This is a genomic window from bacterium (genome assembly GCA_016702305.1).
Lineage (GTDB): Bacteria > Electryoneota > RPQS01 > RPQS01 > RPQS01 > JABWCQ01.
Genome location: JADJEH010000001.1, coordinates 34228 through 49835, shown reverse-complemented (window position 1 = coordinate 49835; position 15608 = coordinate 34228). Strand labels below are relative to the sequence as shown.

The 15608-nt window shown below is 58.4% G+C and carries 8 protein-coding genes; 6 read left to right on the top strand and 2 right to left on the bottom strand.

The features are described 5' to 3' along the window. The first annotated feature begins 5 nt into the window (after positions 1–5). The 6 genes from IPH10_00205 to IPH10_00180 all read left to right on the top strand — a co-directional run bounded on the left by IPH10_00205 (position 6) and on the right by IPH10_00180 (position 13130). Complete coding sequence (locus IPH10_00205) at positions 6–2414, top strand: tetratricopeptide repeat protein (protein ID MBK6909350.1); 2409 nt, start codon at positions 6–8, stop codon at positions 2412–2414. Between the two features lie 68 nt (positions 2415–2482). Continuing rightward, a complete protein-coding gene (locus tag IPH10_00200) occupies positions 2483–5887 on the top strand; it encodes a S8 family serine peptidase (protein ID MBK6909349.1) in 3405 nt (1134 codons plus the stop codon). 127 nt (positions 5888–6014) lie between these two features. Beyond that, the gene (locus IPH10_00195; GenBank protein MBK6909348.1) at positions 6015–7661 is read left to right on the top strand and encodes an alkaline phosphatase family protein; all 1647 of its coding nucleotides are present in this window, start codon (positions 6015–6017) and stop codon (positions 7659–7661) included. A 287-nt stretch (positions 7662–7948) separates the two neighbouring features. After that, complete coding sequence (locus IPH10_00190) at positions 7949–10159, top strand: tail fiber domain-containing protein (protein ID MBK6909347.1); 2211 nt, start codon at positions 7949–7951, stop codon at positions 10157–10159. Positions 10160–10169: 10 nt separating this feature from the next. After that, complete coding sequence (locus tag IPH10_00185) at positions 10170–10634, top strand: hypothetical protein (protein MBK6909346.1); 465 nt, start codon at positions 10170–10172, stop codon at positions 10632–10634. Positions 10635–10640: 6 nt separating this feature from the next. Then, a complete protein-coding gene (locus IPH10_00180; GenBank protein MBK6909345.1) occupies positions 10641–13130 on the top strand; it encodes a tail fiber domain-containing protein in 2490 nt (829 codons plus the stop codon). Between the two features lie 70 nt (positions 13131–13200). On the opposite strand, the gene IPH10_00175 is transcribed toward IPH10_00180, so the two are convergent. Both IPH10_00175 and IPH10_00170 read right to left on the bottom strand, forming a co-directional pair. Next, on the bottom strand, positions 13201–14088 hold the full coding sequence (locus tag IPH10_00175; GenBank protein ID MBK6909344.1) for an NAD(P)H-binding protein: 888 nt from the start codon (positions 14086–14088) through the stop codon (positions 13201–13203). A 15-nt stretch (positions 14089–14103) separates the two neighbouring features. After that, the gene (locus IPH10_00170) at positions 14104–15588 is read right to left on the bottom strand and encodes an aldehyde dehydrogenase (GenBank protein ID MBK6909343.1); all 1485 of its coding nucleotides are present in this window, start codon (positions 15586–15588) and stop codon (positions 14104–14106) included. Positions 15589–15608: the final 20 nt, after the last annotated feature.

Below are 15608 nucleotides of genomic sequence, written 5' to 3'. Positions count from 1 at the left end.
CGAAGATGACACGATGGCTCACGCTGTTGCTGCTGATGCCTCTGTTTGCATTTGCGCAAGGCACGCTGACGGAACGCGCCGCGCTGATTTTGGCTGCGCGGAGCATGCCGGCGATGCCCGAGTGGGCGAGCGGCGTGGTAAAATATTATCCGGGGCTATGGGCTGTTGAAACGAGCGTGCTGCGCAGTACACCGCCGGACAAACTCGATTTTGCGGGTTCACCTGAAAAGTACGAGACGATCGTTGCCTGGTATCAGATGACCGAGAATCTTGCGGCGCTCGAGACATGGTCTGCGACGATGGCGAATCCCCGCGAGCTGGCGCAGGCCGAACTCGCTCTGGCAGTGCTCGATTTTGCGCGCGCCGATTCGCTTTTTCGCGTGACGCTGGAAAATCCTGATCCGCTGTTTCAGCGGCTCGCGAAGATCGGTCTGTCCAAGGTGCTGCATAAGCGGCAGCGGTACGGCGAGGCCGCCGCGCTGCTGGAAACGGCGTGGACGCCGGAGCAGTTGGGTGACAACGTGATCTTCCAGATGGCTCTGACGAAAATTGAGCTGGGTGAGATCGGCGAGGCCGTGGATCTGTTGGAAGAGGCGCTGCGTTGGAATCCCTTCAACGAGTCGGCGCACTATTTTCTGGGCAACGGCTACGCGCGTAGGAACTATCTCGAACTCGAAGCGTCCACTCCCTACCTCCGCTGCGACGGCTCGGCGCTATGCGCGCGCGACTTCGTGGTGGACGGTTCGGGTGAATGGATGCGCGGCGAATTTGCGGCGGCGCTCGATCACTTCATGGAAGCTCTCAAACTGGTGCCGGACTACGGGCGCGCGCATAACGGCGTGGCCAAGTGCCTTGAGCAGATGCGCTTCGGTGAGAACATCTACCGTGCGCAGGATCAAGCTGCCTTCGACGCCAAGCAGACGCCGGTGGTACCGCAGATTGAAAAGTACATTTTGAATTGGGAGTCGCTGTCGGAGCGGCACCGGAAACAGATCGCACTCTCTGTGGCCCCGTGGCAATCGTATATTCCCGTGCTTGTGGCCAGCGGCAGTCATCACTACATCAAGCCTTTGCATGAGAAGCTCTGCGAGGTACCGGGTCTGGAGACGATTGCCAATCAGCGCATCAGCTATGATTCGCGGTTGTGGGATGACGTGCGCGGCTGCGGCGGCTTCACGACGGTGACTGGCGTCGAGGATGTCGAGCGCTCGATTTACAACCGCTACAACACGGTGCTGCATGAACTGACGCACCAGGTGCACGGCGTTTTTCCGCCGGAGGACATGCAGCATATCGAAGACGTATATCACGAGGCCAGCGCAGAAGATGCTTCGGGCACGGAGATCTTCGTCAGCCGCTATCAGGGTTCGAGTGTCTGGGAGTATTTCGCCGAGGGCGTGAACTCGTACTTCTCACCACGGCGCAACCAGTACGATACGCGGGAGATTACCCGCGAGCGCCTGCTCAGTCTGGATCCGCAGCTCGTGGCGCTACTGGAACATTACATGTCCGGTCCGAATATCGCGGCCTGCTATCCTGTGGGTCTGATCACTGCGGCTGACAACGAGGCGGAGCAAGGCAAACTGGACACGGCGATGGACTTCGCGCGCCAGGCGGAGGCGAAGGACCGCCAGTCGGAAGTGGTGCTGCGGGCGATTTCGCGGATCGCGTGCTACCGGGACGAGGACGATCTGGCGCTGGAATATGCCCGGCAACTGGTCAAGAATTTCCCGCAGAAAGCCGCTTCCTACGGCCAGTTGGCCTGGGCTCGGGCCTTCGCGGATGGGGATTTTGCCGGACTTTTACCCGTCGTTCAAACGGGGGTGGACAAGACCGGCGGCTCGGAGCAGATTCAGGCCCGGCGGGAATTGGCTAATTGGCAGGTTATCTGTGGCAAGTTTGCTGAAGCTGTCGTAAATTACGAATTGGTGCTTGCGGCACAGGGGACGGATGACGAGGCGATTCGGGGATACGCCGAGGCGCTGTTCTGGTCGGGCCGGGCCGGCGAGGCGGATTCCGTCTATCAGCAGGCCATTCTGCGCCGCAACGGGGTAGCCTCACTGCGGCTGGAATATGCGCGGTTGTTGATTCTGACCGGTCAGATCGCCGCTGCCGGGCGGCAGATAGAAGAGGCTGAACTGCTGAAACCTGCGGACGGCCGCGTGGCAGTGCATCGGGCCTGGTGGCAGCGGCAGCAGGGCGGCGACCCGGAACAGGCCGTCGCACTGGCGCAATCGGCGCTCCAGCAGTATCCCGACGACGCTTTGGTGCAGGTCTTGGCGGCCCGGGTGAAGGGCCAGAGCCTGACACCGCCGGGCAAGGCGCCGCGCTGGGTTTACAACACGACCGAGGCCAGTTTCGAGGCGCGCGATTTTTGGGACGGGCCGACGCTGGCGCTATTGCGACACAAATAGTTGGCGATTTTCTGCTTACTTACTTTTGGGCTGGATACATTGACGAACTACCTTTCAGGAGGCGCTCGATGAGACGATTGACGTGGCTGGTACCCGCGCTGTTGCTGACGATCTGCTTGGCGCGTACGCAGGCGGGCGAACTGTCGCCCGAACTTCAGGATCGTTGGAGCAAAGTTGCCGCGACCGATCAGGTGGTAGCACTTTTTCATTTATGGGAACGCGTGGACCTGCGCGAAATAGACATTACGCTGCGTGAGATGCGAACGACGCGGCAGCAGCGGCACCAAATCGTGGTCGAGGAGCTGCAGCGTGTGGCGCGTGAATCGCAGCCGCCGTTTGTTGCGGCGCTCGAACCTCTGCGCGCATCCGGTCAGATTAAGGGCTTCACGCCGTACTGGATTGCCAACTGTGTTTGCGTAATGGGCGAACGCAGTGTTCTCGAAGAACTGGTCAAGCATCCCTCGATTCAGTGGGTCGAAGCGGATCCGGACCTTGGCTTGATCGGCCCGGTTGAGCGCAATTCGCACGAACCGCGTCAGTCGTTGGACGATTTCACGGACGGCGTGGCGGCAGTGCATGCTCCGGAAGTGTGGTATGATCTCGGCTTCACGGGCGATGGCACGTTGATTGGCGGCATGGACACGGGTGTTGATGTCAATCACCCGGCGCTTTCATCGCGCTGGCGCGGGAACGAACATCCACATGGTGAATGCTGGTTGAACGTGCTGGGCGGCGGCGGCACAACGCCGTCGGATGGCAACGGTCACGGCACGCACACGATGGGAACCATGTGCGGCACGGGCAGCGCGGGTTCGCAAGTGGACACGGTCGGCGTGGCTCCGGCGGCGCAGTGGATTGCCTGCAACGCCATCGGCGCCTTCGGCGCGGACTTCAATAGTGACGTGCTGACGGGCTACCAGTGGTTTGCCGATCCCGACAATGATCCTTCGACGGTGGACGATGTTCCCGACGTGGTCCAGAATTCGTGGGGCGTCTCGGGAATGTTCTCGGGTTATACGGATTGCTTTGAGTTTTGGAACGAGTCCATTCTGGCTATGGAAGCCGCCGGTACGGTTGTGACCTTCTCGGCTGGCAACGAAGGCCCCGGGCCGTCATCGCATCGCAGTCCGGCCAACGTCGCGATTGACTCGGTGACGTTTTTCTCTGTGGGTGCCGTGAATGCCAATGGCTTCCCCAACACTCCGTATCCTGTGGTGGACTTTTCCAGCCGTGGTCCCAGCGATTGTGATCCGGCGGCCTTCAAGCCTGAAATCGTCGCGCCGGGCGATTTTGTCTACTCATGCATGCCCGGCGGCGGCTACGGTGAATTGAGCGGCACGTCCATGGCCGGTCCGCATATCGCGGGTGTGGTCGCGCTGATGCGTGAGGCCAATCCCAATGCGGATACTCGCGAAATCAAGTCGGTGCTGCTGGAAACCGCGATTGATTACAATACAGTCGGCGACGACAACACGTCGGGCCGTGGTATGGTGGACGCCTATGAGGCGGTACTGCTGATCGCGTCGGATCGCGGTTGGGTTTTCGGCCAGGTGACCAACGCCAACACCGGCGCGCCCATCGGCGGCGCCCGCGTGCAGGCCGGCGACAACTACGTCCGCATAACGGATGCGCAGGGCAACTATCGCATCTCGCTGCCGGCCGATTCGCTTCTGCCTTTCACGGTGAGTGCATTTGGCTTTGCCCAGTATGTGTCGCAGATGTCGGTGGCCGATTCAGACACGGTGTTTGTGGACATCGAGCTGACTCCGGTGCCCTCGGGCACGCTGCTTGGCACGGTGCTGATCGGCAACGATATTCCGCTTGAACACGTAACGGTCACGCCGCAGAATATTCCGGTGGAAGCGACGGAAACGAATTCCGACGGGCAATTCAGCTTCGTGCTGCCCGGCCAGAATACGTACGATTTCGTGCTGACGTTCCAGGACCTGACGTTCGACACCTCGCTGTTTGTGGCAACCAATGGCACAACCAACGCGCTGCTGCGTTTCGAGTCGCCGCGCACAGCGGCCGTTGGTCCGGATTCTTCGGGCTATCGCGCGTTCGACCGCTACGACGACGTGCTGGCGGCGCAGTACATTTGGGATGAGATGACGAATGCATCGGAACTGTCGTTCCCGCCGATCGCGGACGCTTCGGTGTTCTTTGAAATGCCGTTCCCGTTCAAGTATTACGGCCAGAGCTACGATTCGATTACGATCAATGAGAACGGCTGGATCGCGGCAGGTGAAGACCCGGATCGCCGCAACGCGAACACCGGAATTCCGCATGCGCTGGGCCCGGCGGGTATGATGGCGGTGTTCTGGGATAACCTGCTGCTGGCGACCAACCCTGTAGACTCCCGAGTTCTGTACCGCTACGATCAAGCGAACGGCGTGCTGATCATCGAATATGACAATTTGTGCTTCCAGCCCTGCTCGGACAACTACCTGAGCGCGCAGGTGCGGATTTACGATCAGGAGGTTTGGCCGACGCCCACGGGTGATTGCGAGATCATGTTCGTGTACGATCAGGTGGATATCTTGACCAGCGCGACGGTCGGTATTGAAAGCCCGAACGAACTGCACGGCTTGCAAGTCGTGAACAACTCTGTGCGCCACCCGAATGCTTTCACGGTGGAAGAGGGTGCGGCGATTCTGTTTACGACGCGCACAGGTCCGCGGACGACGGGCAACTTGAGCGGCACGCTCACGCTGCATCCGCCGCTGACGGCTCCGGTTCCCAACGGCGTGCGGTTGGGCAATACGACAGCTCAGGTTGCCGCCAACGGCACCTATAGTTTTACAAACGTTTTCGCCGGACCGCGCACGCTGCGCGTACAAATTCCGGGCTATGAGCACATCCCGGCCTATGGAACGGTACAGACCGGTCAGACGACGGACCTTGACGCCGAAGCGTGGCGCCTCGATCCGCCATCGAACGTGACGTTTACTCGCACGAACGACTCGCTGTTCCTCGCGTGGGAACCGCCGACAAGTGTGGGTGGATTGGATGACTTCTGGGTCTACGCGGTGTATCTGGATTCATTCCTGCTCGACACGATGATGGACTTGACCTATCACACGCGCATTCCGCAAGGCGAGGACGGCCACGCCTATTGGATGACCGCGTGGTACGACGGCGGCGAATCGCTGCCGACCGATACCATCCGCGTGACGTGGATGGACGCGGGCAACCCGGCCACGGTGCCGACGGTGTACGCGCTGTCGCCGGCCTACCCGAACCCGTTTAACCCGACAACATCGCTCGACGTGTCTCTGCCGCAGAACACGCGGCTCAGCCTGCGTGTCTACGACATCACGGGCCGCGAAGTGGCCGTGATTTCGAACGGTCTGTATGCCGCCGGTGTACACCGATTCACGTGGAATGCTGAAGGCACGGCGACGGGCGTCTATTTCGCGCGTTTGGAATCGAGCTTTGGAACGCAGATTCAGAAGCTGTTGCTGTTGAAGTAACGCTGCTTAACCCTCATGAGAAGGCCGGACGCAAGTCCGGCCTTTTTTTGGGCGCTTGACTCCTTGCACTGAAGTTCTTACACTGGAGCAATGTGCCGAGGGATGTCGCGCAATTAAGGTGTATCAAATGTTGAAGTTTAACCGTATTCTAATCGGGTGTCTGCTGGTTTTACCGATGTGGGCCATGGCCCAGAGTGCGCCGCCGCTGACAGTTGTGGTGGTTATTGACCAGCTTCCACTCTATTTGCTGGACAACAATTACGATCTGTTCGGCGACGGTGGATTCAAGAAACTGGAACGCGACGGCGTGCTTTACACGGAATGCCGGTATAGCCATGCGGTCACGGAAACCGGGCCAGGGCATGCTACGATCAGCACGGGTTGCAAGCCCGTCCATCACGGCATCGTGGCCAATGGCTGGGTGGACAGTACGGGTAAGGATATCTATTGCGTCGGCTGTCCGTCCGTGAAACTGCTAACGAGTACAGGAATTGTTGACACCGTTGCCGCCGGTTGTCCTGACAATCTCGAGCGGGACGGTCTATCTGATGCGTGGCGCGCAACGTTTGGACCGGATGCGAAAATCTTCAGCATGTCCGTAAAGGATCGTGCGGCGATCACGATGGGCGGCAGATCAGCGAACTTCTCGCTTTGGATCAATTGGACGAACGGACATTTTCAGTCGAGCGATTTTTACGGGGATCGCCTACCTGCGTGGTGCGCGACCTACAATAGGAATGCGTCGGCCTACTTCGACAAGACGTGGCAGCTTATGCGCGATCCGCAGACGTATGCGCGCGCCGACGGTGACACGCTCTGGTACGAAGGCGGTGAAAAGATCGGATTTGGCAACTCCTTCCCGAAGTCGCTGCGCGGCAACGCGGCTGATCCCGACAAGAAGTACATCCGCAATCTACTGACATCGCCGTTGGGCAACGACTATTTGTATGGACTCGCTACGACGTGCCTGGACAGTGAGCAGTTGGGCCGCGACTCGATTCCTGATTTGCTGTGGGTGAGCTTTTCGTGCAACGATATGTGCGGGCACACGTTTGGACCGCAGAGTCAGGAGATACTCGACATGATGCTGCGTACAGACAGTCTGATCGCTGATCTGTTGACGCGTCTGGAAACGACATTGGGCCGCGACAATTTCTGGCTGGCGTTGACGGCGGACCACGGTGTTTGCCCGGCCTGCGAATCGTCGTTGGTGCCGCGCGGGATGGGCGGGCGATTTGATTTCGCGGCGATGGAGGCGGCGCTGAATGACACTCTGGCTCGGAAATTCACAGAGGGCGTCGTTCCTGAAGGCGGCTTTTTCTCCTCATTCGGGATGACCACGATTTCTCTGCATCGTCGGAATTTGCGGGATGCGGGATTGGATCTGGGTACAGTGGCCACGGCCACGGTTGATTGGCTCGCGCGCCAATCCGGCGTCGCGCAGGCGGTCGTGACAATGAAGGCGGAGGATGTGGCCGTGATTGCGGATGACAAGCTGCGTGCGGCGATTCAGAACAGCTATTATCCCGATCGGTTTGGCGATCTATACTTGCATCCGCAACCGTTTTGGCAGACGAATGAAGTAGCGGCGACCCACGGTTCAATTCATGAGTATGATGTTCACGTGCCGCTCTATCTGTATGGCCAACCTTTCGGCAAGTCGAGAAACACTGCCGCCAGCGATCCGATGGACTTGGCTACATCCTTGGGCGCTGCTGCCGGTGTTCGCTGGGAGTCGCCGCGTGACGGCCGGGCGCGGTGGAATGCTCCATAATTCTCGCGTGCCTCTTGCTTAGGCAGTTAGGGTCTGAGGTAACGCTTCAGACCCTTTTCACATTCTCGCCTTTTTAGAGAAACAACGAGTTACGCGCACGCAGGGGTTTTGGCGAATTAAATTCGTCGTGCCACAAAATTGCTCGTCAGAGTTGCGAATGCTAAATTGTACTTGTGAGATGGGTAAACAGGCGGAGCGGACTAAGCACTCGACGCCATGCTGCCCAAATCAGCCCATTCAAGCAAATACTTAGCAATTGCAGGTTGCATATTCCAAGAGAGTCACGCATGAAATCCATTCTTCTCAGTCTGTTACTAACTGCCGCTTTGGCCTATGCCATTCCGCAGGAAATCAACTTCCAGGGGCAGTTAAACTCGGCGGCGGGCACGCCCCTTGACACGGTCGTGTTTGTGACGTTCCGCATTTATGACGTCAACTCGGGTGGCACATCGTTATGGTCGGAGGTCTTTCCATTTGTTGTGGTGACCGATGGTCTGTTCAACGTTCGGCTGGGCCATGCGGCCGGGCTTCCCGATCTATTCAGCGGCGATCGTTGGATCGGCATAACCGTCGGCAGCGACACGGAGATGGCGCCGCGCCAGAAGTTCACGGCCGTGTCGCACGCCTACCGCGTCGGCACCGTGGACGGTGCCAGCGGCGGCACGATCAGCGGCAAACTGAATGTCGGCGAATTCAACACAAACAGCGGAATTGCAGCTAACGTGCACGGCCGTTACAACCAGGCCCCGGGCGATTTCTCGGTCGTGGCCGGCGGCGGCGGCGGTTTGCTTGGCGACGGTAATACAGCATCAGGCAGCTATTCAGCGGTAGTTGGCGGCAGCGGCAATGATGCCACCGGTGGTTACAGCGTCGTCAATGGCGGCTATGATAATTCGGCATCGAGCCAGTTTTCATCAATTTCCGGCGGCAACGCGAATGTCGCGGCGGATACGCATGCTGCGGTTGTCAACGGTTTTCACAACTTTGCGCGCGGCGACTATTCGTTCATCGCAAACGGCGGCGGTCCTGCACTTGGCGATTCCAACTCGGCTTCAGGCAAACACGCCTTCATCGGAAACGGCGCAAAGAATAGAGCGAGCGGCGCCTTTTCATTTATAGGGAACGGCGGGAACGAAGGCCTAAGCGGCGACGGCGGCAATACGACCACCGGCGAGTACTCGACAGTCCTCAACGGTCAGGCTTGCAACGCGACAGCGTTGATGTCGTTTGTAGGTACGGGCGTTTACAACGACGCGCGGGCCGCATACGCCAGCGTCGTGAGTGGTTACGATAACCAGAACGATGGAACCTATTGCACGATTGTCGGCGGTTATGATAATTCTATCGTCAGCACCGCCAACAAATCGCTCCTCGGTGCTGGACAGTGGAACAATGTGGGCGGCGACTATTCCGGCGTAGTGGTCGGCTATGAGAATGCGGCCAACGGTGAAAAGTGCGCGGTGATTTGCGGCGATGACAACACGGCCGACGGGTTTAACAGCTTTGTCGGCGGCGGTGAGGAGAACGACGCCACGGGAAGCAATACGTTCGTGGGCGGCGGATATTTCAACGGCGCCGTGAACGGCGGTGGTATTGTCGCGGGCAGCTACGGTTTTGCCGGCGACAATGCCGGCCTCGTAAGCGGTTTTCGCAACCGCGCACAGGGCCTGCGCTCGTTCGTCGGCGGCGGTTCATGGAACCACGCGAACGGCGAGTACTCAGCGATTGCAGGCGGCGGGAACGGGAGTGATGTGGACTCGAATTACGTGACGGGATTAGCTTCATTTATCGGAGCAGGGTTGCGCAACGGAATCACCGGCAATTACTCGAGCATTGCGGGCGGCGCCACGAACCTGGCCGATGGCCCATATTCATTCATTGGCGCGGGATTCAGCAACGTTACGTCCGGAACAGACGCCTGCGTGCCTGGCGGTTACAACAACACGGCGAGCGGCAACCAGTCACTTGCCACGGGCTACAGCGCCACAGCCAGTCACGCTCAATCATTCGTGTGGAGCAGCGGTTCCACGGCGACAGCATCAAGCGCCGCCAACTCGGTAACGATGCGTGCGCCAAACGGCTTCCGCTTCTTCACGACCACCGGGGCGGTTGGCGCTCAGTTGACCGCAGGTGCAACGGCCTGGAGTGTGCTGTCGGATTCCACGATGAAGATGGATCGCCGGCGCGTCGACACACGCGGAGTTTTGGACAAGCTCGCGACGATGAATGTTGATACGTGGCGCTATAAGCATCAGCCCGGCGGTCCGCTGCACATGGGTCCGATGGCCCAGGATCTGCACGCGGCTTTTGGGCTCGGCGATGACAACGTCACGATTTCGACCATTGACGCCGACGGCGTGCTGTTCGCGGCGACGCAGGAATTGGCCAAGCAGAATGCGCAGAAAGACAAGTTGATCGGCGACCTTGAAGCGCGTGTTAAGCAGCTTGAGCAGATCATCCTGCAATTTGGAAACGAACATAACTCGAATAGTCAATAGGACGCCAACGATGAACAAAGCACTGATACTCCTCATTTTCCCGGCCCTGTTGTGGGCGCAATCGCAGAGTGAGAATTTTACACTGACTAAGAGCGTCGTTGACGCGGGCGGTGGAACTGCGAGTTCGGAGAACTTCAATCTTGTGTCGGCCTTCGGTCAGCCGACGCCAGTCGGTGTTCAGTCGAGTGCGAACTTCACTCTCTACGCGGGATTTCTCGCGCCGCTTCTGCAAGTCTCGCCGCTATCACCTATCCAGCGTCTCGTGATCAAGGAAGCGACGCCGGATGCCCGGCTCTACTGGGAAACTCGAGCGGGAGCGGGAAACTACTCCATCCATCGCGCTTCGACGAATGACTTCATACCCGGCCCCGGCAATTTCATCGCGACTGTAACGGACACGTTCTACACGGACGCAGGCGTGCTGGCCGGACTGGCGACGCAGCAGTATTACATTGTCATTGTGAACAACCCATAAGGAACCATGAAGTACATTTTGCTTTGCATGATTGCAGTTTCAAATGCCTTGGCTATTCCGCAGCTGATAAATTATCAGGGACAACTCACCTCTACGACCGGCGCACCGCTGGACACAACGGTCGCCATGACGTTCAATCTCTATGGCACGTCGAGTGGCGGGACCGCGTCGTGGACGGAAGCGCATGCGGCAGTTCCCGTTACGGATGGACTGTTCAACGTGCTGTTAGGTTCCGTGACTGTGCTGCCGGACTCGTTTGCAGTCAACCGCTGGTTGGGAATTACGGTTGGCAATAATACCGAGATGACTCCGCGCCAGCAGGTCACATCCGTGGCACACGCGTACCGCGTGGGGACGGTGGATGGCGCGAGCGGGGGCGAAGTGCAAGGCGACATCTCTGTTGGTCGTAGTCACACTCGCACAGGTCAATGGAGCCTGGCACACGGGGATTCGAATACGGTACTTGGCGCCTATTCGACTGTTGGCGGACGGCATAACCGTGCCGTCGGAGATGGGTCCTTCATAGGCAGTGGGCAAAACAACATCGCCGACGGCACTTCAAACACTATTCTGTTCGGAGAAGGCAATCACACGGTCGGAGACTCATCATCCATCCTGGGCGGCAAGAGCAATCTTGTCAATGGACGACATTCAACCATCGCCAACGGGTCATTCAACTCAGCGGATGGAAGTGTCAACTTCATTGGTGTTGGCGACAGCCTTCGAACAGCGGGTTCCTACTCGTGCATCGTTGGTGGTAAGAGCAACCGTGTGAACAGCGACAACAGCTTCATAGGTGGCGGCGTTCGCAATGCTACCGACGGCACGTCGAACACCATTATCGCAGGAGAGTCCAACAACACTAGCGGTATGTATTCAACTATTGTGGCTGGACGCTACAATTGTTCACGCGGTGATTATGCCTTTGTGGGTGGTGGAGGCGGCGCAACCGCCGCGGACTCGAACTCAGCAGCTGGCAACTACTCGGTGGTCAGCGGCGGATCAAGAAACCGGGCAGCTTCAACCTACTCGACCGTAGCAGGCGGATCCCGCAACCTTGCTTCCGGATTCGGATCGACCGTCGCGGGCGGCATCACTAACCTTGCGTCAGGAGACTACGCGACCGTTGGCGGCGGGGAATACAATCATGCCCGAGGAACCTTATCCGTCATTGCCGGCGGTGGCGGGATCACAGCGGCGGACTCAAATTCCGCACATGGCCTTTCAACGTTCGTTGGCGGAGGCATACACAATAGTGCAGTCGGAAATTATTCCGTAATCTCAGGAGGCTACGGGCATCGTACTAGCGGAACATGCGCCTCTATTGGCGGCGGCGCGAGTAATCACGCGCGGGGAGACTTCTCCGTCATTTCCGGCGGTGGTGGTGTTTTTGAATCGGACTCGAATTCCGCACAAGGTAGAGGTGCGTTTATTGGAGGCGGAAATAGCAACATTGCAAACGGGCTCAGCTCCGTGGTAGCCGGAGGCTCAAACAATGCAACAAGTGATTCAGCGGCAACCATTTCGGGTGGTACCGCTAATGCTGTAACAGACGCTTTTGGTGTGATTTCCGGAGGCTCTTCGAATGAGGTTACGGGTCGTGGAGCATCGGTGTCTGGAGGGTTCTACAACAAAGCACGCGGAATAGGTGCTGCTATCGCCGGCGGCGGCTCGGGAGTGGAAGCCGACTCCAATTCGGCGACGGGCAACAGTTCATTTATCGGTGGTGGCAGAAAAAACGTCTGTTCAGGAATCATAGCAGTAATCGGAGGCGGCGATTCGAACATCTCTTCGGCGAGTCGTTCGACTGTAGCCGGCGGCGTCCGCAACACCGCAGGAGCAAATCAAGCGACTGTTGGTGGCGGCGTCGATAACAGTGCAACAGCAGCATATGCGACAATCGCCGGCGGTGACTCAAACTTCGCCTCCCAAACGTGGGCAGCGATCCCCGGCGGGTATCACAACGAAGCTGCTGGGCAGTATGCGTTCGCTGCCGGCCGCTATGCACGCGCGACCAATAGCAACAGCTTCGTTTTCAGTGCAGGTGGCGACACGACACAGTCATTTGGCACCAACACCTTCACGGCGCGCGCGCCGGGTGGGGTCCGCTTTTACACCGACGTGAGTGCAACTAATATCGGTGCGTCATTGGCCGCGGGCAGCGGCACGTGGTCGGCGTTGTCGGACCGCAATGTCAAAGAGAACTTTGAAGCCGTAAGTACGTGTGACATTCTCGGCAAGGTCGCGGCCCTCGACATATCGCGCTGGAACTACAAGACGCAGGACGACGCCATCCGCCACATCGGCCCGATGGCGCAGGATTTTCACGCGGCTTTCGGCGTCGGAGAGAATGAAACGACGATTACAACCGTGGACGCCGACGGCGTGTTGTTCGCGGCAGTGCAGGAATTGGCGAACAGAAACGAAACACTTGAAGCCCGTGTCAAGCTGCTTGAAGAAGTTATTCTGCAAATGAGCGCGCGAACGGCTCCGTAAGCACAACGTCACAAACGCAAAGCGGGCCGCCCTCGACAGGCGGCCCGCTTCGTTTTAGAAACAAGAGTTCTTACATCGCGTCGTAGGTCGGTTTCAAGACTTGCGCCGCGAAGTCTTCTAACTTCGTCGGCGTCGTGCTTTCCGTATCGCGATGGTAGTCAAGCAAGCCGTTATTGAAACCCTGATACAGCTCGATGAACAGGTCAGCGGCCGCCTCCGGCAGGCCTGCACCGATCATCCCTTGCTTCATCTCTTCGTACTTAAACTCTACATACGGCAACGGGGCAACACCCAGCGCCTGGCCCAAGATCAGCGCCACTTCGCTGCCCGGAATGTCGCGTTGTCCGACAAGATACTGCTGGTTCTTGCCGCTGAAATTGAGAGCGCTGAGTCGGCGCGCCGCATAGTGGCCAATGTCCTGCGTTGCAATCAGCGGCCAAGGCGAAGATGCCGGACAAGCCGCGCCATAGACGCTCATCTTCTTGATCATGCCCAGCGAACCGAAGAGATTCTCCATGAAGAATCCGGCGCGCAGATGCAGCGTGTTTAGATCAGGGATACCGTCCAATTGCTGCTCCATGTAATGCAAGCCGGCAATTGGTCCTACTCCGCTGGCGTGATTCGCGCCGACGCTGCTGAGCGAAACGATGTACTTGGTGCCGCTCGTCGCCACTGCATCGCACATGCAATCGGTGACTTCATCTTGATACTTACGAAAGTCGGACGCCCCTAAGTTCGGCGGAATCATCACGTATGCTGCGTCAATTCCGGTGAATGCGCCCTTGACCGCTTTGGCATCTGTTACATCTCCGACAAATACTTCGGCACCGTGCGCGGCCAGCGCCGCGAGCTTATCCGCGCTGCGCCCCATCACACGCACAGCGAGCTTCTGTTTCAACAGCTCTTCAGCTGCGGCCTTGCCTGTATTGCCGGTTGCTCCAATGATCAAATATTTCATAATGTCTCTTTCAGTTTACGACAGCGTCAGGCCAAACGGATTAATCGGCTTTCCGGTTACGCCCGCGAGCACTGTTTTTGATTCAAGGTACCCGTCAAGCGTTTCCATGGCCATTTCGCGGCCTACACCGGATTGCTTGTAACCGCCAAACGGCAGACCGGGCAGCGCCGTGGCGGGCGTATTCAGAGTCACGATGCCCGAGTGCAAACCGCGAATGAACTTCTGCGCGCGCGGCATCGATTCGGTGTAGAGCGTCGCGCACAAGCCGTACTTCACTCCGTTGGCTTTTGTCAGCGCTTCGTCGTCATTTGCAAACTTGCCGATTACGACAATTGGTCCGAAAATTTCTTCTTGCACGCACAGATTATCCTCGGGCAAATCAGCAATTACCGTCGGCGCGAAGAAACAGCCCTTGTCGTAGATTCCACCTTTCAATTGCACGCCGCCACACAGTATCTTGCCTCCACCCTGTTTCGCGGCCTCGATGAATTTCTGCATCACCGGCAGACGCGAAGCGTGCGCAAGTGAACCGATGTGCGTAGCTTTGTCAAGCGGATCGCCCACGACGAGCGCCTTGGTGGCTGCGACGAATTTCTCGAGGAAGGCGTCGTAGAGCTTCTCGTGAACATAGATACGCGAACGCGCATCGCACGATTGCCCAGCGCCGTAGAAGATCGTGTACACGCTCGATAGCACCGCGTCATTCAGGTTGGCGTCTTCGCACACAATGGCCGGCGACTTCCCGCCGAGTTCGAGCATGACACGCTTCATGTCGTTGGCGCATTCTCTCATGATTGCACGTCCCGTGTCCGTGCCGCCAGTGAAGGAGATTTTGTTCACACCGGAATGCTTGACAAGCGCCGCGCCCGCGCTTTCACCCAATCCGTGTACGAGGTTAATCGTGCCTTCGGGACAACCGGCCTCATGCAGAATCTCCACGAGTATATTCGCACTGAGCGGAGCAATTTCCGATGGCTTTAGGACGACGGCGCAGCCTGCCGCGAGCGCGGGTGCCACTTTCCACGACTCGAGCATGATCGGATAATTCCACGGCGTGATTGCGCCCACGACTCCGACGGGTTCGCGCAGTGTGTAGCCAAAGAACACCGGGTGTACGGGCGGAACGCGGCCTTCGATTTTACTCGCAGCGCCCGCGAAGTACTCGAAATCTTCGACAGCCTGCTTGACTTCGCCCATGACGTGCATCATGGGCTTGCCCATGTTGCGCGCTTCGAGTTCGGCGATTTCTTTGGCGCGCGCGCTTAGCAGCTCGGCGGCCTTAAACAGCACTTTCGTGCGCTGCGACGCCGTCATGCGGCCCCACTTGCCAGTCAGCGCGCTGCGTGCGGCGCCCACCGCCCTATCAATATCGGCGCTGTCAGAAAGTGGAATCGAACCGAGGGCCTCGCCGGTCGCGGGATTGGTCAGCGCCAGCGTCTTTTCCGATTGTGCGGGAACGTGCTCGCCATTGATGATGTTGGAGTAGAGTTTGTCGGACATATCTCTGGGGTTATGTGAAG

Excerpts from the sequence above, each read along its gene's own strand:
- IPH10_00205 (MBK6909350.1), top strand. The coding sequence starts at position 6 with ATGACACGATGGCTCACGCTGTTGCTGCTGATGCCTCTGTTTGCATTT.
- IPH10_00200 (MBK6909349.1), top strand. The coding sequence starts at position 2,483 with ATGAGACGATTGACGTGGCTGGTACCCGCGCTGTTGCTGACGATCTGC.
- IPH10_00195 (MBK6909348.1), top strand. The coding sequence starts at position 6,015 with ATGTTGAAGTTTAACCGTATTCTAATCGGGTGTCTGCTGGTTTTACCG.
- IPH10_00190 (MBK6909347.1), top strand. The coding sequence starts at position 7,949 with ATGAAATCCATTCTTCTCAGTCTGTTACTAACTGCCGCTTTGGCCTAT.
- IPH10_00185 (MBK6909346.1), top strand. The coding sequence starts at position 10,170 with ATGAACAAAGCACTGATACTCCTCATTTTCCCGGCCCTGTTGTGGGCG.
- IPH10_00180 (MBK6909345.1), top strand. The coding sequence starts at position 10,641 with ATGAAGTACATTTTGCTTTGCATGATTGCAGTTTCAAATGCCTTGGCT.
- IPH10_00175 (MBK6909344.1), bottom strand. The coding sequence starts at position 14,088 with ATGAAATATTTGATCATTGGAGCAACCGGCAATACAGGCAAGGCCGCA.
- IPH10_00170 (MBK6909343.1), bottom strand. The coding sequence starts at position 15,588 with ATGTCCGACAAACTCTACTCCAACATCATCAATGGCGAGCACGTTCCC.